Annotated in this window: 19 protein-coding genes; 7 read left to right on the forward strand and 12 right to left on the reverse strand. The window is 72.6% G+C overall.

The features are described from left to right. Window positions 1-75 precede the first annotated feature (75 nt). Window positions 76-1,740 carry an NAD(P)/FAD-dependent oxidoreductase gene (locus AB0M36_RS22430; protein WP_364160463.1) on the reverse strand — a complete coding sequence of 555 codons (1,665 nt, stop codon included), beginning with the start codon at window positions 1,738-1,740 and terminating at the stop codon, window positions 76-78. Between the two features lie 65 nt (window positions 1,741-1,805). Here AB0M36_RS22430 and AB0M36_RS22435 point away from each other — a divergent pair, with 65 nt between their 5' ends. Next, window positions 1,806-2,450 (forward strand): TetR/AcrR family transcriptional regulator, encoded by a 645-nt coding sequence (locus AB0M36_RS22435; RefSeq protein ID WP_364160465.1) that lies wholly within the window; start codon window positions 1,806-1,808, stop codon window positions 2,448-2,450. On the opposite strand, the gene AB0M36_RS22440 is transcribed toward AB0M36_RS22435, so the two are convergent. From AB0M36_RS22440 to AB0M36_RS22465, 6 genes are all read right to left on the reverse strand, one after another. Further along, window positions 2,447-4,204 (reverse strand): serine/threonine-protein kinase, encoded by a 1,758-nt coding sequence (locus AB0M36_RS22440; RefSeq protein ID WP_364160467.1) that lies wholly within the window; start codon window positions 4,202-4,204, stop codon window positions 2,447-2,449. The genes AB0M36_RS22435 and AB0M36_RS22440 overlap by 4 nt on opposite strands. Window positions 4,205-4,357: 153 nt before the next feature. Continuing rightward, a complete protein-coding gene (locus AB0M36_RS22445; protein ID WP_364160469.1) occupies window positions 4,358-6,094 on the reverse strand; it encodes a protein kinase in 1,737 nt (578 codons plus the stop codon). A 6-nt stretch (window positions 6,095-6,100) separates the two neighbouring features. Then, window positions 6,101-6,946, reverse strand: a complete 846-nt coding sequence (locus AB0M36_RS22450) for a cytochrome c biogenesis protein CcdA (protein ID WP_364160471.1) — start codon at window positions 6,944-6,946, stop codon at window positions 6,101-6,103. Between the two features lie 3 nt (window positions 6,947-6,949). Further along, complete coding sequence (locus AB0M36_RS22455) at window positions 6,950-7,525, reverse strand: redoxin domain-containing protein (RefSeq protein WP_364160473.1); 576 nt, start codon at window positions 7,523-7,525, stop codon at window positions 6,950-6,952. Then, window positions 7,522-8,994, reverse strand: coding sequence for an NADH-ubiquinone oxidoreductase-F iron-sulfur binding region domain-containing protein (locus tag AB0M36_RS22460; protein ID WP_364160475.1), 1,473 nt, complete (start codon window positions 8,992-8,994; stop codon window positions 7,522-7,524). The genes AB0M36_RS22455 and AB0M36_RS22460 overlap by 4 nt, the downstream gene beginning before the upstream one ends. Before the next feature lie 61 nt (window positions 8,995-9,055). Next, the gene (locus AB0M36_RS22465) at window positions 9,056-10,912 is read right to left on the reverse strand and encodes a translation initiation factor III (protein WP_364160477.1); all 1,857 of its coding nucleotides are present in this window, start codon (window positions 10,910-10,912) and stop codon (window positions 9,056-9,058) included. A 405-nt stretch (window positions 10,913-11,317) separates the two neighbouring features. On the opposite strand from AB0M36_RS22465, the gene AB0M36_RS22470 reads away from it, so the two are divergent. Then, entirely contained in the window at window positions 11,318-12,088 is a 771-nt protein-coding gene (locus tag AB0M36_RS22470; RefSeq protein WP_364160479.1) for a hypothetical protein, read from the forward strand. A gap of 80 nt (window positions 12,089-12,168) precedes the next feature. Here AB0M36_RS22470 and AB0M36_RS22475 read toward each other — a convergent pair whose 3' ends face one another. Both AB0M36_RS22475 and AB0M36_RS22480 read right to left on the reverse strand, forming a co-directional pair. Further along, on the reverse strand, window positions 12,169-12,906 hold the full coding sequence (locus tag AB0M36_RS22475; RefSeq protein ID WP_364160481.1) for an arginase family protein: 738 nt from the start codon (window positions 12,904-12,906) through the stop codon (window positions 12,169-12,171). Between the two features lie 9 nt (window positions 12,907-12,915). Further along, entirely contained in the window at window positions 12,916-13,395 is a 480-nt protein-coding gene (locus AB0M36_RS22480) for a GNAT family N-acetyltransferase (protein ID WP_364160483.1), read from the reverse strand. 263 nt (window positions 13,396-13,658) lie between these two features. On the opposite strand from AB0M36_RS22480, the gene AB0M36_RS22485 reads away from it, so the two are divergent. Both AB0M36_RS22485 and AB0M36_RS22490 read left to right on the forward strand, forming a co-directional pair. Continuing rightward, window positions 13,659-15,353, forward strand: a complete 1,695-nt coding sequence (locus tag AB0M36_RS22485) for a glycoside hydrolase family 6 protein (protein ID WP_364160485.1) — start codon at window positions 13,659-13,661, stop codon at window positions 15,351-15,353. 56 nt (window positions 15,354-15,409) lie between these two features. After that, window positions 15,410-16,102, forward strand: a complete 693-nt coding sequence (locus tag AB0M36_RS22490) for a copper homeostasis protein CutC (RefSeq protein ID WP_364160487.1) — start codon at window positions 15,410-15,412, stop codon at window positions 16,100-16,102. Here the strand turns inward: AB0M36_RS22490 and AB0M36_RS22495 are convergent. Next, complete coding sequence (locus AB0M36_RS22495) at window positions 16,078-17,445, reverse strand: UDP-glucose/GDP-mannose dehydrogenase family protein (RefSeq protein WP_364160489.1); 1,368 nt, start codon at window positions 17,443-17,445, stop codon at window positions 16,078-16,080. The two genes, AB0M36_RS22490 and AB0M36_RS22495, sit on opposite strands and share 25 nt — an antisense overlap. Before the next feature lie 130 nt (window positions 17,446-17,575). Between AB0M36_RS22495 and AB0M36_RS22500 the strand changes: the two genes are divergently transcribed. Then, window positions 17,576-19,090 (forward strand): sensor domain-containing diguanylate cyclase, encoded by a 1,515-nt coding sequence (locus AB0M36_RS22500; RefSeq protein ID WP_364160491.1) that lies wholly within the window; start codon window positions 17,576-17,578, stop codon window positions 19,088-19,090. A 16-nt stretch (window positions 19,091-19,106) separates the two neighbouring features. On the opposite strand, the gene AB0M36_RS22505 is transcribed toward AB0M36_RS22500, so the two are convergent. Further along, window positions 19,107-20,210 (reverse strand): glycerophosphodiester phosphodiesterase, encoded by a 1,104-nt coding sequence (locus tag AB0M36_RS22505; RefSeq protein ID WP_364160493.1) that lies wholly within the window; start codon window positions 20,208-20,210, stop codon window positions 19,107-19,109. Window positions 20,211-20,424: 214 nt separating this feature from the next. Between AB0M36_RS22505 and AB0M36_RS22510 the strand changes: the two genes are divergently transcribed. Continuing rightward, on the forward strand, window positions 20,425-21,048 hold the full coding sequence (locus AB0M36_RS22510; protein ID WP_364160495.1) for a hypothetical protein: 624 nt from the start codon (window positions 20,425-20,427) through the stop codon (window positions 21,046-21,048). A 95-nt stretch (window positions 21,049-21,143) separates the two neighbouring features. Beyond that, window positions 21,144-22,664, forward strand: a complete 1,521-nt coding sequence (mptB, locus tag AB0M36_RS22515; RefSeq protein WP_364160497.1) for a polyprenol phosphomannose-dependent alpha 1,6 mannosyltransferase MptB — start codon at window positions 21,144-21,146, stop codon at window positions 22,662-22,664. Here mptB and AB0M36_RS22520 read toward each other — a convergent pair. Next, window positions 22,651-22,989 carry a hypothetical protein gene (locus AB0M36_RS22520; RefSeq protein WP_364160499.1) on the reverse strand — a complete coding sequence of 113 codons (339 nt, stop codon included), beginning with the start codon at window positions 22,987-22,989 and terminating at the stop codon, window positions 22,651-22,653. The two genes, mptB and AB0M36_RS22520, sit on opposite strands and share 14 nt — an antisense overlap. Between the last annotated feature and the right edge of the window lie 16 nt (window positions 22,990-23,005).

The following is a 23,005-nucleotide window of genomic DNA, read 5'->3' on the forward strand; positions in this document are numbered from 1 at the left end:
GACCGACGGACGCGCACGAGCAGACACCCACGCACAAGCAGATGCCCGCGCATGGGCGGGCGGGTGCTGTGGTCGCTATTCGGCGGCGACGCGGGACTGGCGGCGCAGCGGAGAGCTGGGCTTGGACGCCGCGAGCGGGTCCCATCCCGGGCCGATCGGCGTGAGCTTGGCGGGGTCGGCGATGACCGCGCCGGCCTTGACCTCGGCGCTGAGCGGACGGCGCAGGATCGCTCCGGCCGTGCCGAGGCCGCTGCTGACGGCGCCGACGATGCCGTTGCCCCAGGTGGTGCTGGCGCCGGTGAGCCACAGGCCGGCGATCTCGGTGCGCGGGCCCGGCCGGCGGGGGCCGATCTGGTCGGCGGCCATTTCGATGCCGTAGCAGGAGCCGAGGCTGGAGAGCGTGAACCGCTCGTGGGTGACCGGGCTGGACGCCTCCTGCCAGACGATGTGCTGGCGCAGGTCGGGAATCAGGGTGCCGGCCCGGTCGATCAGCTTCTCGGTGAGGGCGTCCTTGAGCGCGACATAGTCCGGGTCCTGGCGGTATCCGTCGCCGCCGGGCCAGAACGTGCCCTGCGGGGCGAGGCACATCACCTCGAGTGTGCTGTGTCCGGGCGGGGCGGCGTGCGGGTTGCCCGGGTCCTTGGTGGTGGCCGAGGTCAGGAAGATGGGCATCTCGTCCGGGATCCGGCCCTCGTAGGCGTCGCGGTAGGCGCCTTCGACGTCCGTGTGCGGGTAGCACCAGTAGGTGCTGTTCGGCAGGCGGTCGGCGAGGTCGATGTCGAGTCCGAGGTAGACGCTGAACAGCGGGAGCGCCATCCGGTAGCCCTCTACCCGGGCGACGGTGGCCGGCGTCAGGTGCTCGGGGCCGACGAGGTCGAGGTAGGTGCGTTTGAGGTCGGCGTTCGACACCACGATGGGGGCGTGGATCGTCTCGCCTCCGGCCAGTTCGACGCCGACGACCGCGCCGTCGGAGGTGAGGATGCGGGTGACGCGGGCCTTGGTGCGTACGCGGCCGCCGTGGGTCTGGATGACGTCGATGAGGTGGGCGGGGACGACTTGGCCGCCACCTCGCGGATACCAGGCGCCGCCGGTGAGGTAGTGGTCGAGGAAGCCGCCGTGCAGTGCGACCGAGGTTCGCGACGGTGGGGCCCCGTAGTCGCCGGACTCGGCGACGATCACCGCGCGGGCGAGGGGGCTGAGCCGGCACGCGGCGAACAGCCAGGTCAGCGGCAGCTGTCCGGCGGTGGCGACGGTCGGCGCCGTGCGGGCGAACCGCAGGAGGCTTCGCAGGGAACGCCGGGGCAGCACAGCGGTGCGCAGCTCGGCGCCGATCCGGCGCAGGATGCCGACGCAGAGCCGCAGGCCACGCCGCTGGTCGGGGAAGGCCTCGATCAGCCGGGCCAGGTAGGTGTCCCAGTCGCTGGGTACCCGGAAGGTGAGATCGGGGAAGACCAGGGTGGAGTGTCCGTCGGGGTCGAGCTGGCGAAACTCGATCCGGTCCGCGAGGCCGAGGCCGCGAAGGGCGGTCGTCATGCGCCCGCCGGGGTGGCACTCCCCGATGTAGTGCATGCCGACGTCGAACTCGTAGCGGTTGCCCTTGCGCCGGAAGACCTGGCTGCAGCCGCCGGCCACCTGGTTCTGCTCGAGCACCAGGGTGCGTTTGCCGGCGGCGGTGAGGTAGGCGGCGCAGGTGAGCCCGCCGAGGCCGGAGCCGATGACGATCGCGTCCCATTCAGTCATGAAGGACACCTCCGCCGCCACGCTAGCATCTGCTATATCAATTGCTATAGCACTAAGATCGATCCGTGACCGAACGCCGTGCCAACCCCGCGGTGCGCGTGCGCCTGCTCGAGGGAGCCGCCCGTCTGCTCGCCGAGGAGGGCCCCTCGGCGCTCACGTTGCGCCGGGTCGCCACCGAGGCCGACACGTCGACCATGGCGGTGTACACCCACTTCGGCTCCATGGCCGATCTCGCCGACGCGGTGGTCGCGGAGGGCTTCGCCCGGCTGGCCGCGCTGCTCGTCGAGGTGCCGGCCACAGACGACGCGATCGCCGAGCTGGCCGGCCTCGGCCGCGCCTACCTGGTCCACGCCCGGCAGAACCCCCACCTGTACGCCGTCATGTTCGGCACCGCCTCCCTGGGCTCGTACCGGCCGCGGACCGCCGACGAGCGCGAGCGCGGCCGGTACACGTTCGACGAGATCGTCGACGCCGCCCGGCGCGCGGTGGAGCAGGGACGGCTGCGCCCGGCCGAGCCGCGGGCGATCGCGAGCCAGCTGTGGACCGCCATGCACGGTTACGTGATGCTCGACGTCGGCGGCTACTTCGGCGACGACGGCGTCGAGCACGTCCTGGTGCCGATGTTCGCGAGCCTGCTCAGCGGCCTCGGCGCCGACCGCGACGCCGCGCTCGCCTCGATCGGCACCCTCGCGGCGCCGGATACCCCCTAGGGCACCGGCCAGACGGCGACGTCGGTGAACGCCACTTCGTACGGGCCGGTCGCGGGCGCGTACTCCTCGTTGAAGATGCCCAGCACCAGGCTTCCGCTCTTGATGTCGCGGTCGGTGAGGCGCATGCTGCCGACCGGCTTGGCGTCGCGCAGGACCTCGAGAATGCCGCCGTCAACGCTCACGGTGACCTTCGAGGTGGGCGCGCCGACGGTGAGCGGGGTGCCGTCGAGCGGGAAGGTCTTGAGCACCTCGACGACGGACGACTTGTGGGTGCTCACGTACGCGTTGCGTTCGCAGACGCGTACCTGATAGCCCCGGTTCTCGCGAAAGCGCAGCCAGATCGCGGCGCAGCTCTTCGGCGTCAGAATCCGCACGCCGACGTCGATGCGCAGGTCGTTCGGCACGGCCTCCACCGGGCCCCGGCAGCGAAAGACGCCCGCCTTCTGGCGGCGCACGACCAGGCCGTCGCGGAACGAACAGGAGGCCTTCTCGCCGGAATTGTCGGAGGTCTGCCACAGGCGCGGCTGGCGCAACGAGTCCGCAATGAGCGGCGGGGTCGCGGTCGGGGTCGCGGCCGCGCCGACCCCGGGATTCTCCTTCTCGGCCGCCGCGCCGGCGCTCTTCACGGCCTTCGGCCAGAACGCCGCGGTCAGCCCGCCGGCGGCCAACAGCGCGGCCACCAGCAGGGCCACCGCCACGGGCAGGGCCCAGGGCCGCCGGGGGTGCGGGTCGCGCCGGAACGGGGTCGCCGGTGGGGCCGGCACCGGCTGGGTGACGATCGAGTCCTCGGCGTATCCGACCAACTCGGGCGGCGGCGCGAGCGCGGTCAGCTGCCGGGCGTCGTGATAGCCGGTGACCGCCTGCGCCTCCTGCGCCGCGACGCGCAGGCCCGGCTGGTGAGCCAGCGCCGCCGCGGCGGGAGCCGACTGCCGCGGGCCCGCCACGAGCAGGTCGAGCAGTTCGCGGGCGGTGGGCCGGTCGGCCGGGTCCTTCTCCAGGGCGTGCGCGACCAGGTCGCGCAGCGGCCCGCTCAGGCCGGTCAGGTCCGGCGGGCGGGTCAGGATCCGGGCGGCGATCGCCGGCGGCGAGTCGGCGTTGAAAGGGGTACGGCCGGTGCCCGCGAAGGCGACCACCGCGCCCCAGGCGAAGACGTCGGCGGCCGGGGTGAGCAGCGTCGACTCGTCGCCGAAGCGCTCGGGCGCCATGTACGCGACCGTCCCGACCATCTCGCCCGTCTGGGTGTGCCCGCTCGTGGCCTCCAGCGGCCGGGCGATGCCGAAGTCGATGACCTTCGGGCTGCCCGGGGCGAGCAGCACGTTGCGCGGCTTCAGGTCGCGGTGGATGATCCCGGCGCCGTGGATCGCGGTGAGCGCCGTCGCCACGCCGATCGCGACGCCGTGCAGGTTGGCGGCGGTTAGCGGGCCGCGCTTCTCGACGACCTCGCCGAGGTTCGGCCCGTCGACGTACTCGACGACCAGGTAGGGCTGCTCGTGGTCGGGATCGGCGTCGAGCACCTCGGCGGTGCAGAAGGGCGGCACCTGCCGGACCCGGGCGACCTCGCTGCGGAAGCGGCGCCGGAACGCGTCGTCGGTCGCCAGATCGGCGCGCACCATCTTGACCGCCACCAGACCGTCGTCGGCCCGCGCCAGGTAAACGGTGCCCATGCCGCCCTCACCCAGCCGGCCGAGCAGCTCGTACCGCCCGAGCCGGCGCGGGTCGTTCGGGCGCAGCGGGGTCGTCCGCTCGTCCGCCATGCTCGCTGCTCCTACGCCACCGGCGGCCCGTTCGCCGCCCTTCCCACGCCGCGAGGGCGCGGGTGATCACCCCCGACAGGGAGGAACCCTATCGGGCGATGTCACTGCCCGCGAAGGCCCATCCGCCGGTTGCCGCCTAACCGACACCTCGGCTCATTCCACGGCCGGCAGGGCCCGGATGTCGACGTCGGCGAAGGTGACCGCGTACGGCGGGTCGGCGTCGTCCTCCCGCGTGCTCAGGCCGAGCCGGACCTGCCCGGTGTCCGGGCCGCCGGCGGGCAACGCGAACCCGCCGACGAACCCGCCGTCGAGGAAGACCTGCGCCTCCCCCTCGCGCACCACGAGGTGGATCCGGGTCGTCTCGCGCAGGGCGACGCGTTCGTCTAACCGTACGCGTTCGAGGACCGTACGCCGCGCCGGCGTCTCCGTGGCCACGGAGATCTCGTCCTGACAGACCTCCAGGACGTGCCCGCCGCGATCGTCGTCCCAGTGGAACCAGACGGCGGCGCAGCTCCCGGCCGCCAGCAGGGCGGTGGTCACCTCGACGCCGACGTCATCCCGGATCTCGTCGGTGGGTCCGAGGCACTGGAAGGCGCCGCTGACGGCCAGTTCGGCGCGCAGCGCACCGCGGGTGACGCACCGGGCGTCCCCCTCGCGGGTCTGGCTGTCGAACCATTGCCCGGGACGGGCGAGCGAATCCTGGATGATCCGCTTGCCGCCGGTCGGCTCCCGCGACCGTTCCGGCGCCGGCGAGGCCGATTCCTCCTCGTCGGGCGCCGGCGCCCGCGAGGTCGGGGCCGGGGAAGGCTCTCCGCCCCCCTCGCCTCCCTCCGCGGAGGGAGCTGTCGCGGTCGGCGCGCGGCTCCCGGCGCCGGCGTTCACGACGAGGCCGACGGTGACGATGCCGGCGACGACGAGCAACACCGCCAGAGTGGCCAGCAGGGTGTGCCCACGGGACCGTCCGCCGCGGGCCGGCACCGGTGGCGGGCCGAGGTCCGGCGCGACGGCGACCGGCGCGTCGGGCCACGACGACGGGACGGCCGTCGGACGTACGGCGGGACGGTCGCCCAGGAGCATGTCCAGCAGTTCCCGCGCGGTCGGGCGGTCCCGGGGTTCCTTGGCCAGGGCGAGGGCGACCAGGTCCCGCAGCGGCCGCGGCAGGCCCTCCAGCTGCGGCGGTTGGGTCAGGATCCGGGCGGCGGTCGCCGGCGGGGAATCGCCGTGGAACGGCGTCCGGCCGGTGCCGGCGTACGCGACCACGCACCCCCACCCGAACACGTCCGCCGCCGCGGTCAGCGACGTGCCCGGCCCGGACGAGAACCGCTCCGGCGCCATGTACGCCACCGTCCCGACCATCTGATCGGTGCGCGTGTGCTGGCTGGTCGCCTCGAAGGCGCGGGCGATGCCGAAGTCGATCACCTTCGGGCTGCCCGGCGCGAGCAGCACGTTGCCCGGCTTCAGGTCGCGGTGGATGACACCCGCGCCGTGGATGCCGGACAGCGCCGTGGCCACCCCGACCGCCAGCGAGTGCAACGCCGCGGACCGCAGCGGACCCCGCTGCTCCACCACGTCGGCCAGGCTCGGCCCGTCAACGTACTCGACCACCAGGTACGGCGGATCGTGGTCGAGATCGGCGTCGAGCACCTCGGCCGTGCAGAACGAGGGCACCTGCCGGGCGCGCTCCACCTCGCTGCGGAAGCGGTGCCGGAACTCCGGGTCGTGGGACAGGGAGGCGTGGATCAGCTTGATCGCCACGAGGGCGCCGTCGCGCTCCTCGGCCAGATAGACCACGCCCATGCCACCCGAGCCGAGCCGGCCGATGAGCTGATAGTCGCCCAGCCACCGGGGGTCGCCCCGGCGCAGCGGGTCCGCGCGGTCCGCGATGTCCACGATCGATCAGCTCCCCGCCGAGGCGCGGCGGCGGGACACGTATGCCGCCAGCACGAGCAGGGCCAGCGCGAGCGCGAACCAGCCCGCGCCCAGCCGGCCGACCAGACCGCTCAGCGCCCGCTGAACGTCCGCGGCGAGGTTGACCACGGGGTCCCGGCCGGCGGCCCGCAGGTCCGCGGCGAGGCGCAGTTCGTACCAGCCGTAGTAGGCCACGTACGTTCCGGCGGCGACGAGCACGGCGCCGCCGACCCGGGGCACGAACGCCGCGGCCCGCCGCAGCCGGGCGACCGCCGAGACCCGCACCAGGGCGACCGCGATCGCGGTGACGCCGATGACCAGTCCCATGCCCGCGGCATAGCTGACGAACAGCGCCATGCCCGCACCGACGGATCCCGCGCGCAGACTCGAGGCCACGAGCGCGAGGAACGGCCCGATCGCGCAGCCGAGCGACGCCACCGCGTACGCCATGCCGAAGAGCACCATCGACGCCGCCGAGCCGGTCAGGCGCGGCGCCCGGATCCCCCGGCCCAGCGCGGGCAGCGTCCGGCCCGCGAGCAGCCAGCCGCCGACCAGCGCCAGCCCGATCCCGAAGACCACGGTCAGCCACGGCAGGCGCGGCTGCAGCCACCCCGCCATCGGCATGAGGATCAGGCCGAAGCCGGCGAAGACCGTGACATAGCCCAGGGTCAGCGCGGCAGTGCAGCGCAAGGCCCGGCCCACGGCGGCGAGACCCGAGCGCGGCGAGTCCGAGGCCACCAGGACCGACAGGTACGCGGGCAGCAGCGCGAAGCCGCAGGGGTTGACGGCACCGAGCATCCCGGCGGTGAGCGCGAGCAGCAGCGGCGCCTCCACGCCTCAGGCCACCAGCGTCTTGACCCGCGAGGTCAGCTGCAGATCGTCGAGGTAGCCGGTGACGACCGTCCGGCCGGCGCGATCGATGATCACGTACGTGCTCTGCTCGGTGATGCCGAACTTCTTCCAGAGGACGCCGGGCTCGTCGTCGAGGTGGGGCACGGAGCCCACGTCGAGGTCGGAGACGAACTCGTGCATCTCCTTGTTGCCGCCCATGCCGGCGATGCCCAGGATGTTGAGGCGGTCGCCGTATTCCTCGCGGACGTCGGCGATGGACATCGCCTGGCTGGCGCAGGTCGCGCACCACGGCGCCCAGAACCACAGGATCGTGGGTTTGCCCGCCAGGGTGGAGGCGTCGAAGGGTTTGCCGTCGAGGGTCCGGCCCGTGAAGGTGAGCGACGCGGGCACCGTGACCGCGGCCGCCGCGGCCCCTGCCGCCGCGGCCTTGGAAGCCGGTGCGGCCGTGGAGGCCGGTGCGGCGGCGGGCGCCGGCCCGGCCGGCGACGCGGGCGACGCGGTGGTGCCGCAGCCGGCCGCCGCGAGTGCGGCGGCCGTCGCGAGCAGGACCCTGACCCTCACTTCTTGCCCGCCTCCGTGAGCCGCAGCGCCAGGGCCGGGCAGACGTTGACGGCCTTGCGCGCGCCGTTCTCCAGCCACGGCGGCAGCGGGGTCTGCGGGAACGCCGGGAAGCCGTTCGCGTCCAGCCGGATGATCTCGGGGGCGACGGCCGAGCAGAGCCCGTGCCCGTCGCAGCGCGACCAGTCCAGCGCCAGCTTCCGCGCGCCCTGCTGCTGGTGGTACGGCAGCGGCAGAATGCCCCGGACCTGCTTGCCGCAGCCCTCGCCGTTGGCGTGCAGCTCGACGTCGCGGGCGAAGACCTCGAGCGCCGAGAGGGCGAAGCGCGAGGTGCCGTCCGGGTGGCTGCAGGCACCGCGGCCCTTGACCACGCCGGCGGCCTGGCGCACGTTCTCCAGGGCGCTGCCGCCGAGCGCCACCAGCGTCACCGCCCGGGCCAGGTCGGGCAGGCCGAGCCGGCACGGGCCGCACTGCCCGGCGGACTCGCCGGCGAGGTACTGCACGACCTGGGCGACCTCGCCGAGCGGGCAGGTCTGCGAGCCGATCGGGATCAGCATGCCGGCGCCGAGGGTGCCGCCGACCTTGGCGAAGCCCTTACGCGAGATGGTGACCGTCTTCGCGGCCTCGGCGCTGATCCACTTGCCGTGGTAGCCGCCGACGAGCAGGCCGGGACCGATGTCCGCGCCGCACATCTCCAGCACCTCCATGAGGGGGGTGCCGGTGGGTGCCTCGACCACCGCGGGGGCGGTCGACGAGCCGCCGACGGTCAGCATGACCGTGCCCGGCTCCTCGGGGATGCCGACCGCGTTGTAGTCCCACGGACCCAGCCGGGCCGCGATGGCGAGCTGCGAGTACGTCTCCGCGTTGGAGAGCAGGGTGGGCAGGCCGGCGACGCCGTTGTCGCTGGAGCGCACCTTGCGCCCGGGCGGGATGTGCGCCTCGCCGTTGATGCCGCGGACCAGGGCACCGCCCTCGCCGGAGATGAACCGGTGCGGCACGGTGACGATCCGGGTGGGCACCGGCATCCGGCGCTCGGCGAGGGCCGCGGCGAGCGAGTCCTGGCCGATGCCGTCGTCGGCGACGCCGATCACGATCTCCTCGGCGTCGAGCGCGGCCGCGGCCAGCGCGGCACCGTCGAGGATCAGGTGCGGCGCGCGGGTCAGGATCGCCTTGTCCTTCCACGAGGGCGGCTCGCCCTCGGTGGCGTTGACGACGATGATCGGCGGCAGATCCTGGCGCTGGCACGAGTCGAGCACCGCGCGCACCTTGCGGGCGAACGGGAATCCCGCGCCGCCCCGACCGCGCAGCTCGATCCGGTCGGCGAGGCCGATCAGCTCTCCGCTGGACAGGGCCGCGAATCCGCCGTGCACCTCCTGGTGTGCCACGAGGTCGAGTCGCCCGTACTCGTCGAAACCCGCGGTGAGCCGCGGCGTGCCGATCGAGGTGACGGGCGGCACCTTGCCGCCGCTCACGCCGACGCCCCGCTCCACGCGGCGCCGCCGCGACGTCCCCTGATTGATCCCCTGTGCTGCATCACTGTGCTTCCCCTCGCAGCTGCGCCCAGTACCGGTCGTCAGCCGCATCTTCGGTCGGGCGGGTGCGGGATCCTCGGCGGGCCCCCCGGCCCGATCCCGTCCGCACGGGTTCCTGCTGTGTCGCCTTGCGAGCCCGGCGTTGCGCCATGTCAACGAGCGTCGGCGTCTCGTCGGGCTCCAGGTAGTTCGGATCGTCGTAGGCCGGCCGGGCCGGCTCCGGCCCACCGGCCAGGTCCACAAACTCGCTGCGGCTGTGCCGCCCGGAGTCGGCGCGGTCGACGTCGGCGCCCCGGTCGCGCCGGGCCCGGGGCGCGTCGTCGTCCTCCTCGACGTAGCGGGAGGACCGCGATTCCCGCGGGGGGCGCTCCTCGGCGTACCGGGCGGTGCGGCGCCGCGGGGACTGCTCGTACCGGTCGTCGTCGTAGGCGTCGTCGTAGCGGTCCTCGTCGGGGTACCGGCGCGGCCGCACCGGCTCGTCGTCGGCGTAGCGCGACGGCGGCAGGTCGTCGTCCGGCCCCCGGCGGCCCCGGGGGACCGGCACGGCGTCGTCCTCGCCGGCGTACCGGCGGCCCCGGGAGCGCGGGGCCGGTTCCTCGGCGAGGTCGGTCTCGACGTAGTGGCGGCGCCGCCGGCTGGACGGGGCCGGGACCTCGTCCTCGTCGTAACGACGCATGTCCTCCTCGAGGGCCCGGCGCGAGATGGGCCGGGTCGGCTCGTCGAACCGCTCCGCCTCGGCGGCGCGGCGCTGGCGCGGCGCCGGGGCGTCGTCGGCGTAGCGGGAGCGCGCCGCCGGCATGTCGTCCTCGTCCTCGAACTCCCAGCGCTGCGTGGGCGCGTCGTCGAAGTCGCGCCGGCGGCGGGCGCGTTCGTCCTCGTCGACCTGGCGGCGCGGACGGCGCCCGGGTGCCGGGACGGCGCTAACGGGCGCGGCCGGGCTGACCGAGCGGGCGGCGGGCTCGGCGGCGGCCGCGGGGCGGGGCGGGGCGGCGGGCACCCAGGAGTCGACGGCGTTGCCGCGGTCGGAGACCATCGGGTCGTCGAGCCGCTTGCGGGCGCCCCGGCTCTTGGCGATGGGCCCGGCGGGCGCCAGCTTGCCGACCGGCTTCATGCCGCCGGTGCCGCCGGCCGTGCCGGCCTGCGAGGCGAAGTCCTTGCGGCGGTTCAGGCTGACGGCGATGCGGACCGCGAGGCCGATGAGCACGCCCAGCACGCAGATGACGTAGCTGACGTTGACCCAGGTGTCGGCGAGCCGGCCCGCGTTGAGGCCGTGCAGCAGGGCGATCGGCCACATCAGGTAGGAGACGCTGTGCACGGCGCGCCACATCCACGGCTTGCCACGGCCGATGAACCGGGCACGGGCGATGCCGGTCCACATCACCATCACCATGATCCAGCCCGAGATCGTGCCGAACCCGACGTACGTCTTGTTGACGCCCTGGTACAGGAACGGGACGAAAATATCGATCAGGCCGATGTGCTCGCCGGCGAACTTGGTCCAGACATGCACGCCGAGGGCGGAGATCGCCAGGACACCGGTCGTGCGGTGAGCGGACTGCAGGAGCAGGCGCTGGCGGATCGAGAGGACCAGGCGGTCGGTGGAGACCAGTCCCACCATGATCGTGATGGAGAGCGACACGAGCGACACCACGCCCATGTAGAACTCCAGGTACATAAAGATGTAGATGTACGCGACGCGTCCGGCCGGGATGAGCATCATCACGGCCCAGATCGCCGCGAGGATCGACGTGCCGAACAGGGCGACGGTGAGCTTGGAGGGTGGGGTCGGGCCACCCGTGGATCCCATCTCGACGTCCACCCGCGCGGTGGATCGTTCTTTCGTCTTCGTCCGGGCCATGGCTCCTCGTTCTCCGCAGCGGTCAAGGCGTCCGTCGTGGGCATTCGCAGACGTCGGCATCCGTGGGGGATGCCCCGCGCTCATTACTGTCGGGCGGTCCGGTGGGTCCTTCCTTTCCTCACGGTGCGTTGCTGCCGGTCCCTGCCCTCCCCCATCTACGTGTGGCGGCCGGGATCGGATGAACGTTCGGGCACTTCTTTGCCGACAAGTTTGCGCAACTCTGCTAACCAGATCCGGGGAGAAGTCTCTGAGCTGGGGATACGTCGCCGCAAGCACCTTAAGGGCAGCGAAAGAAAATATGCCGGTCGCAGTGATCCTCGCCCCGGCGTGAACCTTTCGGGCCGCTGCGCCGAACTACCTTCCGATGGGGGTCATTAGATGACGTTCCGTAAGGAGTTGATTGCTGTGCGGCATCGCGCTGCGCTGGCGGCGACCGCCTTGGCCGTGGCCGTGGCGACCCTTGCCCTTCCCGGCCGGGCCACCGCGGTGGAACCCGGCATCGAGGTGCGCATCACCGAGCTGCCATCGACGTTCGGGGCGGGCGCCGAGAGCCGGACCCTCACCGTCGTGGCGTCGAGCGACCGCCGCCGCTGCCAGAAGGTGCGGTGGTCGCTGGTGCTGCGGGTGCAGGGCCCCGACCTCGACGAGGTCGACGTCGAACGGGTGGAGAACGACGACGACTTCCCCGTCCGCGTCGAGCGCGACGGCGACATCGCGCGGATCACCGACGAACAGGTGGACCCGGGCGAGCTGTGCCGTGGCAGCACGGTCACCGCCCGCTATCGGATCAGCGTCGACGACGACGCCGAGACGGGACAGGTCGCCTTCGCGTCCCAGGCGTTCAGCGCCAGGGGCACCCTGTTGCAGGAGGCTTCCGGGCTGAGCCCGGTCATCGGGCAGAAGGGCGCGACCACGTCGCCATCGCCATCGCCGGAGGCGAGCGACGCCGAGCAGGCCTCCGAGGACGAGGAGGAGGCCACGCCCGAACCCAGCCGTGAGCGCGACAACCTCGCCGGGGTCCCGGCGTCGTCCAACGGTGGCACACCCTCCCTGCTGGGACCGGGTCTGATCATCGGCGCGGTGCTGATGTTCCTCGGCGTCGGCCTGCTGCTGCGCCTGCGGACGCGCAGCCGTTCCGCCCAGCGCGCGACCATGCCCGCCCGCGCCCGCGCCTGACCGGGCTGCCTGAAACGTTCTCGAGGGGCCGGATGCCGGTGTCCCGCCATCGCGGCGGGGCACCGGCATCCATCTTCGGGCTAGGGAATCAACGCGTCCAACAGGGCGGTACGACCCGCCGGGTCGGGTGTTCGCTGCCACGGGCAGGCGATGTCGAGAACCGCGACCCGACCGGTAGCGCGCAACCGCCGCACCGCCGCCACCACCTCGGACGCCGGTGGGCCACCGGGGGCGGGGAAGAGCAGGCCCGGCAGCTCCGCCGGGTCGACCACGTCCAGGTCGACGTGCACGATCAGTGGGCCCTCCGGCGCGTCGGCGGCGGACAGGCCCGTGACCGTCGTCCGGCGCACCCGGCTGGCGGCCAGGAAGGACACCTCGGGCGGGTCGAGGTCGCGCGCGCCGACCAGCAGGACCCGCTCCTCGGCGACCGGCCGCAGGCCGAGGCGGTCGGCCAGCAGCCCCGGATCGCCGCCCATGGCCAGCCGCAGGGAGAGCCCGCCCGGATAGCCGGACGTGGACGTCGCCATGGTGTGCACGTCGCCGTGCGCGTCGAACCACACGAGTGCCGGGTCCAGGCCGGCACGCTGAGCGCCGGCGAGGGCGGCGACCGCGAGCAGACAGTCGCCGGAGACGACTGTGACCGGGCCGGGGGCGGCGGACACCTCGGCGGCCACCGCGTCGTCGAGGGCGGCGAGGCGGGTCCACAGATCACCCGGCGGCAACACTGGATCGACCACCCGGACCGATTCCCGGTCGGGCAGCGGCAGCAGGTCGCCGGGGAGCCGCTCGTCCTGGTGGTAGGGGACGACGATCACCATCCGGTGATCCTACGGCCCGTCCAGGCGTAACACGGTCTCCTCGATCTCGCGGCCGCGCGCCGTGGCGTACGCGACCTCCTTGCCGACCACCCGGAAACCCGCCTTGCGCAGCACCGCCAGCGAGCCGGCGTTGTCGCTCGCGGCCCGGGCGGTGATGGGACGCACCGGGACGGTCGTGAGGAACATCCGGACGGCGGCGGTGGCGACGCCCCGGCCCCACCAGTCCCGGCCCAGCCAGTACGTGATCTCCGTGTCGTCGCCGACGGCGAAGCTCGCGATCGTCCCGGCGAGCTCGCCGTCGACCGTGACCGCTCGCAGCTTGATCTCCGGCGACGTCCGCAGCCGGACCAGGTGCTCGTCGAAGGCGACCCGGTCGTCGGGGTCCTCGGCGGTGAACGCCGCCATCCGGACCGCCTCGGGATCGCGCATCTGGTCGTAGATGGCGTCCAGGTCCTCGTCGCGCACTAAGCGCAGGCCGATCTCCGTCATGCCGGCTCCCGTCCACTCGTTGTCCGCGTCCGGCGTCCTCAGTGGCGGCAGCCTACCGAACGCCCGACCGTCGCTCGCGCCGGCCGAGGCCGGGCCGGGCGGCGAGTGGCACAAAGTTTCGACACTGTGACAGGTTGCCGCCATGGGAGCGCTCCCATAGGCTGAAAAACGTCGCCGGTCAGTGATGCTTGTCGATCGCTCCGGCGGCTTCCCCCGGCAGCGCCTGCCCCGGGCGCCACCACGTCCTCCAGGAGCGCTCGCTCATGAGACCACGTCCCCCCACCAGCACGAGCCGCGGTCTGACCGCCGCGGCCGCCGTCCTCGTCCTCACCGCGGCCGGAGTCGCCGTCGCCGCCCCGCCGGCCAGCGCCGCGGCCGGTTGCCGGGTCAGCTACTCGGTCAACCAGTGGGACACCGGATTCACCGCGTCGGTCGCGGTGACCAACCTCGGCGACCCCATCACCGGCGGCTGGACCCTGGCCTGGGACTTCGCCGGCAATCAGCGGATCACCCAGGGCTGGAACGGCACCTTCACCCAGGCCGGGCAGCACGTCGACGTCGCCGCACCGCCGTACGCGAGCGCCCTGCCCACCGGCGCGACGGCGACGCTGGGTTTCCACGCCGGCTACTCGGGCGCCAACGCCGCACCGGCCTCGTTCACCCTCGACGGCACCCGGTGCACCGGCTCGGTGCCGACCGATCCACCACCGTCCGATCCACCACCGACCGATCCGCGGGTCGACAACCCGTACGCGGGCGCCCGCGGTTATGTGAACCCACAATGGAAGGCCAGGGCCGAGGCGGAGCCCGGCGGCGGCCGCGTCTCTGGTAACCCGACCGCGGTCTGGCTGGACCGCATCGCCGTCATCCAGGGCACCTCCGACACGATGGGCCTGCGCGCCCACCTGGACGCCGCGCTCGCCCAGGGCGCCGGCTACGCCCAGTTCGTCATCTACAACCTGCCCGGGCGCGACTGCTCGGCGCTGGCCTCCAACGGCGAGCTCGGCGTCAACGACCTCCCCCGATACAAGGCCGAATACATCGACCCCATCGCCGCGATCCAGGGTGACCCGAAGTATCGCGACCTGCGCATCGTCAACATCGTCGAGATCGACTCGCTGCCGAACCTGGTGACCAACACCAACGTCGCCACCTGCGCCACGATGAAGCAGAACGGCGGCTACGTGCAGGGCATCGGGTACGCGCTGCGCAAACTCGGCGCTCTTGGGAACACCTACAACTACCTCGACGCCGCACACCACGGCTGGATCGGCTGGGACTCGAACTTCGGCCCCTCCGCCGACGTCATGCTCGAGGCGGCCCGGGCCTCCGGCGACGTCCGCACCGTGCACGGCTTCATCACCAACACGGCGAACTACTCGGCGCTGACCGAGCCGTACTTCACCGTCGCCACCACGGTGAACGGCACCTCGGTGCGCCAGTCGCGATGGGTTGACTGGAACAGCTACGTCGACGAGCTGTCGTTCGCCCAGGCGTTCCGCCGCAGGCTGGTCTCGATCGGCTTCGACCCCGGCATCGGCATGCTGATCGACACGTCCCGCAACGGCTGGGGCGGCGCCGCCCGGCCCACCGCGGCGAGCACTTCCACCGACGTCAACACCTTCGTCGACCGGTCCCGCGTCGACCGCCGGATCCACGCCGGCAACTGGTGCAATCAGGACGGTGCGGGCCTCGGCGAGCGCCCGAGGCCGGCACCGGCGGCGGACATCGACGCCTACGTCTGGGCCAAGCCCCCGGGCGAGTCGGACGGCTCCAGCACGCTCATCCCGAACGACGAGGGCAAGGGCTTCGACCGGATGTGCGACCCGACCTACGCGGGCAACGAGCGCAACGGCCACAACCCGCCGGGCGCGCTGTCCGGGGCACCGATCTCCGGCGCCTGGTTCTCCGCCCAGTTCCGCCAGTTGATGGCGAACGCGTACCCGCCGCTCTCCTGACCGTTGCCGGGCGGCCCGGCCGCCGGGCCGCCCGATCGATGTGCGACGATGCCGCCGTGCCGGCACCGGTCCTGGAAGTCATCGCGCTCACCGCCGCCGACGCGGTCGCCGCCCGCGAGGGCGGCGCGGACCGGGTCGAACTGGTCACGGACATCGCCCGGCAGGGGCTCACCCCGGCGGTCGACACGTTCGCCGAGGTCCGCGACGCCGGCGGCCTCCCGGTCCGGACCATGCTGCGCGCCCAGGACGGGTACGCGAGCGGCGACACCGCCGGGCTCGTCCGCGCGGCGGCGGCCCTGCGCGACGCCGGCGCCGACGAGTTCGTGCTGGGCTTCCTGGACGCCGGCGGTGCGGTCGACCGGGCCGCGGTCGAGGCCGTCCTCGCCGTCATCGACGGCTGCCGGTGGACCTTCCACCGGGCCTTCGACCACGCCGCCGACCGCGCCGCCGCCTGGCGGGCCCTGGAGGGCCTGCCCGGCCTCGACTTCGTGCTGACGGCGGGCGGCCCGGGCGGCGTGAGCGCCGGGCTGGACACCCTGCGCGCCGAGGCCGGCCGCACCCCGCGGGTCCTGGCCGGCGGCGGGCTGCGCGCGCACCACCTCGCTCCCCTGCTCGCCGCCGGCGTCGACGCCTTCCACACCGGCAGCGCGGTGCGCCCGGGCGGCAGCTGGGACGCCCCGGTCGACGCCGGCCTGGTCCGCGGCTGGCGCGAGCTGCTAGGGGTTCACCGCCCGGTCGCCGACAGATAGCGGTAGCCGAGCTTGGTGAGCCGCGCCGGGTCCAGCACGTGCCGGCCGTCCAGCAGCACCGGGGTACGCATCAGCGACGCCAGCTTGCCCCAGTCGAGGTCGAGGTACTGCGACCACTCGGTCACCAGGACGACCGCGTCGCTGTCGTCGAACACCTCCGACACGTCGTCGGAAAGGTACTGAGCCAGATCCAGCTGCTCGCGCCGGAACCGCTCGGCCGCGACCGGGTCGTGCAGGCGGATGCGGGCGCCCCGGTCGAGGAGCATGCGGGCGATGTCCAGGGCCGGAGCGTCGCGCATGTCGTCGGTGTTGGGCTTGAAGGCCAGGCCGAGCAGGCCGACGCGCCGGCCCTTGAGGATGCGCAGCTCGTCCAGGAGCCGGTCCACCACCAGGCGCCGCTGATGCTGGTTGACCTCCCGGGCCGCCGACACGATCGGCATCTCGTGGTGGTACTCGGCACCGGTCGCGATCAGCGCCGCGGTGTCCTTGCCGAAGCAGGACCCGCCCCAGCCGATGCCCGGTTGAAGGAAGCGCGGCCCGATCCGGGTGTCGAGGCCGATGCCCCGGGTGACCTGGGTGATGTCGGCGCCGACCCGGCCGGCGAGCTGCCCGATCTCGTTGGCAAAGCTGATCTTGAGGGCCAGGAAGGCGTTGGCGGCGTACTTGATCAGCTCGGCCGACGCCAGATCGGTGGAGACCATCGGCACGGCCCCCAGGTCGCCGGGGCGCGGCAGGTAGGTGGGCGGGGTGAACGTCTGGTTCAGGATGGTGCGGTAGAGGCGGTTGAGCACGTCGAGGCTGCGGGGGTTGTCGGAGCCGACAACCACCCGGTCGGGGTACAGGGTGTCCTGGATCGCGGCGCCCTGACGCAGGAATTCCGGGTTGGAAGCCACGGAGAATTCCCCATCGCTGCGCCGCTCCCGGGTGCGCTCCCACGACTCCCGCAGGATGGAGTCGACCCAGTTGCTGCTGCCGATCGGCACGGTCGACTTGTTCACCACGACCGTGAACTCCCCGCCGATGTGCTCGCCCACGCTCTCCGCGGCCGACCGCAGGTAGCGCAGGTCCGGGTTGCCGTCCGGTAGCGACGGGGTCTGCACGGCGATGAACACCACCTCGGCGTCCGGCACCGCCTCGCTGTAGTCGGTCGTGAACGTCAGCCGCTCGGCCGCCTCGGACAGCAGCGCGTCCATGTGCGGCTCGTAAATCGGCGAGCGACCCGCGCTGAGCAGGTCGACCTTGGCCTGATCAAGATCGACACAGGTCACGTCGTGGCCAAGGAACGCCAGGCTGACGCCCGTGGTGAGCCCCACATAGCCGGTCCCGACGACGCACACCCTCATGTCCGCACTTCCTCTCGTCACGCGTCCGGGCCGCGATTCGACCGCACGGTGGCACGGTAATCGTTCGTGTCCCGCACCACGTCACCGCGGGATGCTCAGGCGCGTCCTTCCGCTGCCGATTCATGGGTCCGTGACCCTCAGCAGCGCGATGCGATCCAGTGGCGGCCTCGCCACCGGTACGCTGCTGCCCGAGCTCGACGGCCAGTCCCAGCTGCTCGCGGACCTCGTCGAGGTCATGACCCGCGACATCCCGTCGCTGGACCACATTCTCGCGCTCGTCGACCGCCGGCTGAGCCTGCCGTGCGGGATGACCGCGGCCACCGTCTTCACCCTCGACCCGGACGACGGCAGCCTGCGCGCCGCCGCCACGATCGGTCCCGCCGCCCACGACGACCTGCGGGTCGCCGGCCGGGTGTTCCGCGTGTCGGCCGGCGCGCCGCCGGTGCACGTCGGCGACCGTACGGCGATCCGCCTGCGTATCGGCGGCCAGACCGTCGGCGTCCTCGTGCTGACCGGCACCGACCTCGACCAGCTGCGCCCGGACGTGGCCGCCGGGACCGCCCTCCAGGTCGCCGCCACGCTGCAGGTGCTCGCCGCCGAGGTGCACCGGCAGTACACCGAGCACGCCACCAGCACCATCCGCAAGCTCTTCGAGGAGGGCGCCACGGCGACCTCTGTCGAGGCGGCCGGGCAACTGCTCGCGAAGGCCACCGGCGAAGCGTTCCGCACCGAGCGGGCCGCCGTGCACCTGGTCGGTCCGGACGGCTTGATCCGCTACGCCGTCGGCGTCGGGCTCACCCAGGAGATGAGCGACGACCTGCGCCGCAACCTGGTCGGCAAGCGGGCGGCGGACTCGCCCGTCTGGCAGCTGATGCAGAAGATCAACGGCCCGGTCCTGGTCTCCGACACCGATCAGAGCGACATCAGTACGGGCGGCTTCGTGCAGACCATGAAGCTGCGCTCCTTCCTCGCCATGCCGCTGATGTCGGCCTCCGGCCCGGTCGGCGTGGTGCTCTGCGGCGACACCTCGGTCCGCGACTGGTCGGGCCGCGACCACAGCCTGGCCCGCCAGGTCGCGATGGAGGGCGCCCTCATCGTCGACGGCGCCCGCATGCGCCAGGCCGAGCAGCAGCACGTGGCCGAGCTGACCCGGCAGGCCTACCACGACGCGCTGACCGGCCTGCCGAACCGCTCGCACCTGATGGAGCGCGCGGGGCACGAGGTCGAGCTCGCGACGGCGAACGGCGGGCGGCTCGCGCTGCTCCTGCTCGACCTCGACGGCTTCAAGCGGGTCAACGACACGGTCGGCCACCACGCCGGCGACGCGCTGCTGCAGGCGGTCGGCCAGCGGTTGCAGGCGGCGGTCCGCGACCACGACGTCGTCGCCCGCCTCGGCGGTGACGAGTTCGCGATCCTGCTGACCCGCAACCCCGACAGCGCCTCCGCGGCGACGATCGCCGGCCGCATCCACGCCCGGCTCAGCGAGCCGTTCGACATCGAGGGCCAGGACGTGCTGGTCGGTGCCAGCATCGGCATCGCCCTGTATCCCTCGGACGCCAGCGACATGACCACGCTGATGCGGGGCGCGGACGCCGCGATGTACCGCGCGAAGCGCGCCGGCGGCGGGGTCCGCGCCGCCCTCTGACCGGTCGGGCTGTCGGTCAGGCGGGGGCGAGAGCCAGGTCCCGGGCCAGCACGCCGATGTCCGGCTGGTCGGTGAAGAGGCCGTCGATTCCCGTACGCAGAAAAATGACCTGCTCGTCGAGCGCGCGACCGTACGCGGCCGGATCCGTACCGGTCCGCAGCTCCGCGGGCAGAAACTGATTTTCGGCGCGGAACGTATATGGCATGACCCGGAGCCCCGCGGCGTGCGCGTCGGCGACCAGGCGGGTCGGCGTGCCCAGCGTGCCATCGGCCTCGCGCGGGATGACCTGCCCCTTCTCCGGGCCGACGCCGTCGGTGTAACGGGCGAGCTCGCGCAGCCCGGCCGGGGTCAGATACTCGGCGTAGCTCAACGGATCCTCGAAGGGCCCGCCGGTCGCGCTGGTCAGGAACACCAGCGGGACCCGGAGCCGGTAGTCGTCGTGCAGACTCCGCAGGTTCGTCGCCTCGAACGACTGCACGAAGACCGGGGCGTCCCGCCGGTTCAGCCCTCGCCGCCTCAGCGCCGCGACCAGTGGGGTCTCCAGGTCCAGCCCGAGCCGGCGGAAGTAGGTGGGATGCTTGGTCTCGGGATAGACGCCGATCTCGCGACCCAGGTCCCGGCAGAGCCGCTCCCGCAGCTCCAGCACCTCACTCAGGGTCGGCACCTGGAACAGCCCGTCATACAGGGTGTTGTGCTGGCGTACCTCGGGGATCCGCTCGGTGGCACGCAGCGTCTTCAGCTCGGCCAGCGTGAAGTCATGCGTGAACCACCCGGTGACCGAAACCCCGTCGACCACGACCGTACGCCGGCGCGACGCGAACTCGGGCCTCGAGGCGACGTCGGTGGTGCCGCCGATCTCCGGCTCGTGCCGCGCCACCAGCACATGGTCCTTCGTCGCGACCAGGTCCGGCTCGATGAAGTCGGCGCCCGTCCGGGCGGCCAGCTCGTACGACGCGAGGGTGTGCTCGGGCCGGTAGCCCGACGCGCCCCGATGCCCGATGACCAGCGTCCGTCCTCCCCGGCGCGGCGCCGCCTCGACCGGCGAGCCGACGGCTCCGAGCACGACGGGCGCCCCGGCGGCGATCGCACCGAGACGCAGCACCTGTCGGCGGTCTGCCACGACATCCTCCACGGGTTCTCACCGGCGACGGTCGCCGGACGTCCCGGCAGCATTCCAAGTGATCGTTACGACACTGCGGCGACATTGTCGTGACAGCCGGGAGAACACGGCCGGAAGGATCATCGGCCCAGGTCGGGAACGGCCGATTGGGGCGGACCCGTAACGGGAATGACAAAATCGAGGACGACAGCCGCGGCCATCGTTAGGTGCCACCATGGGATTTCTCGAGCGTCGTACCCGGCCCGACGACCGGTACGGGACCAAGCCCGGCCCGGGCTCGTCCGGATCGAACGAGCCGCTCTACGGCCCCCGGCATCGGACCCCACCCGAGGTCGACCCGATCCCGCTGGCCGCCCCGCCCCCGACACCGGCGCCGCGGCCCGACCTCACCCAACTGCTGGGCCACACCGTCCTCGAGGCCCGCGTCCAGGAGATCTGCCAGGAATACGGCCTCATGCCGCAGCCCGGCACCGCGGCGGGCTCCAGCCTGTCCCGCTCCTACCTGGCCCGCGAGTCCGGCGTCGAACTGGCCGCCGACGCGCACGGTCTCGTGACGACCGTCTTTCTGCACTTCCACGGCGACGACGGGTTCACCTCCTACCGCGGCGAGATCCCGGGAGGCGCCGGTTCCGTTCCCCGGCGCACCGTGCTGTGGGAGCGCCTCGGCCGCCCGGAGGAGATGGGCGAGCCCTACCACGACCGCTTCCTCGGCGACTACGGCCCGTGGGACCGGTGGACGCTGCCAGGCTTCCACCTGCACGCCCAGTTCACCCCGGACGGCGAGACGCTGTCCCGGATCACCCTGACCCTGCCCGACCGCCCACCGTCCGCTGACTGAACCGGAATCTCGCCGTGAGTGACGGTCGTCACCGCCGACGCAGAACCGCGAAAGGCACCGTGATCGTCTAGCCGGACGTGAGACACAGTGCCGCTGTGCTGGACTTTCGTCCCGGCACGCCCCCCGAGTCCCGCCCGTCTCCGCCGACCGCTCCCCCGCGCCGGTCACCGGTTTCCCATGCCGTCGTCACCGGCTGTGTCGGCAGCACATTGATGGTCGCCGCCATCCTGTGCCGGTTCGCGCCGATGCCGGTGACGATGGCGCTCAGCCTGACCGGCATGGGTCTGGTCGTCGCCGCCTGGCTACTCCTGGGCCGCCGCCACCGTCAGCTCCCACCCCGCTCCCTCTATGCCATCGCGGCGGCGTGGAGCCTTCCCCTCGTGGCGGCCACTCCGCTGTTCAGCGGGGACGTCTGGAGCTACCTCGCGCAGGGTCTGATCGCGGCGACCGGGCAGGACCCGTACACGCTCGGTCCGCTCCAGGCGCTCGGGGCTGCCTCCCCCGTGACCCAGCACGTGAGCCACTACTGGGTGGAGACGCCGGCACCGTACGGCCCGGCGTGGCTTACGGTGTCCCGGACGGTCGCGGGCCTGACCGGCGAGCATTTGGTGACGAGCGTGCTGCTGTACCGACTGATCGCCCTCGCCGGCGTCGCGCTCATCGCCTGGGCCCTCCCCCACCTCGCCCGACGCTCGGGCGCCGACCCGTCCTCCGCCCTGTGGCTGGGTCTGCTCAACCCGCTGGTGCTCTGGCACCTCGTGGCGGGTGCGCACAACGACGGCATCATGCTCGGCCTGATGCTCTGCGGAATGGAGATCGCGCTGCGGGGCACCGACCGCGGGCGAAACGCGGCCGGACCGCGCATCGCGGCCGGACTGACGCTGCTCACGATCGCGGCGAACATCAAAGTGGTGGGTTTCGCGGCGGTCTGCTGCCTGGCGGCCGCACTGGCCCGCCGGCACGGCCGGCCGTTCCTGACGGTCCTCGGCATGCTGCTCGGCAGCGCGACGGTCACGGTCGCCATCTCGCTCGGCTCCGGCCTCGGCTTCGGCTGGATCGGCGCGATCCAGTCCAGCACCGCCATCCACAGCTGGCTGGCGCCGACCAACCTGGTCGGCTTCCTGATCGGCGCCATCGGCAGGGCCGCCGGAACCAACCTCACCGACACCGCCATCGAGATCGCGGTAATGCTCGGCGCCGCCGTCTGCGCCGTCCTGGTGGCACGCCTGCTGTGGGCGATGTACCAAGGCCGGCTCGGCGCGATTCGGGGCCTCGGCCTCGTCTTCGCCGCCGTGGTCCTGTGCGGACCGATCGTTCAGCCCTGGTATCTCCTGTGGGCGGTGCTCCCCCTCGCCGCGGCGGCCCGCACCCGTCGCAACCGGACGGTCCTCGCCGTGATCAGCGCACTGATCGCGGTAGCCCTACCGCCCCTCGGCGCCAGCGCACAGCTGATCATCGTGGGATATCTGGCCGCCGCTCTGCTGCTCGCCGGCATCGCTCTGCTGCACCGATCCGAACTCCACGTCGCACAGGCGGCCCCGATCCCGCGCCAGCGCACCATCTCACCGGCGCGCCAGGGCGTGCCCCGCGGATGGTCGTCGGTCACGCCGTGGTGAATACGTTGTCGGTGAGCATGAGGGTGAAAGTGCCCGCGGTGACGAGCGCGCTGACGGGGATGCCCCACCAGCGAGCTCGTGGCACCAGGAACCACCAGGCGACCATGGGTGCGACCATGCATGCGCTCATCGCAATGCCGAAACAGGCGGCCCAGAATGTGAAGGAGCCTGTCCCTGTCATCGGATGGATCTGAAACTCCATCAACACCCAGCAACCAACGGCGAACATGGACGCGAAGTAGCTGATTGCCAGCGTGCTCCCGACGCGCACAACCAGCTCAATCTTCTCACCGGTTGAGCTTTTACCGTGGCCCACGGGTGTCATTGCAGCACCCCGCGTC

The sequence above is a fragment of the Actinoplanes sp. NPDC051346 genome (assembly GCF_040682215.1).
Lineage (GTDB): Bacteria > Actinomycetota > Actinomycetes > Mycobacteriales > Micromonosporaceae > Actinoplanes.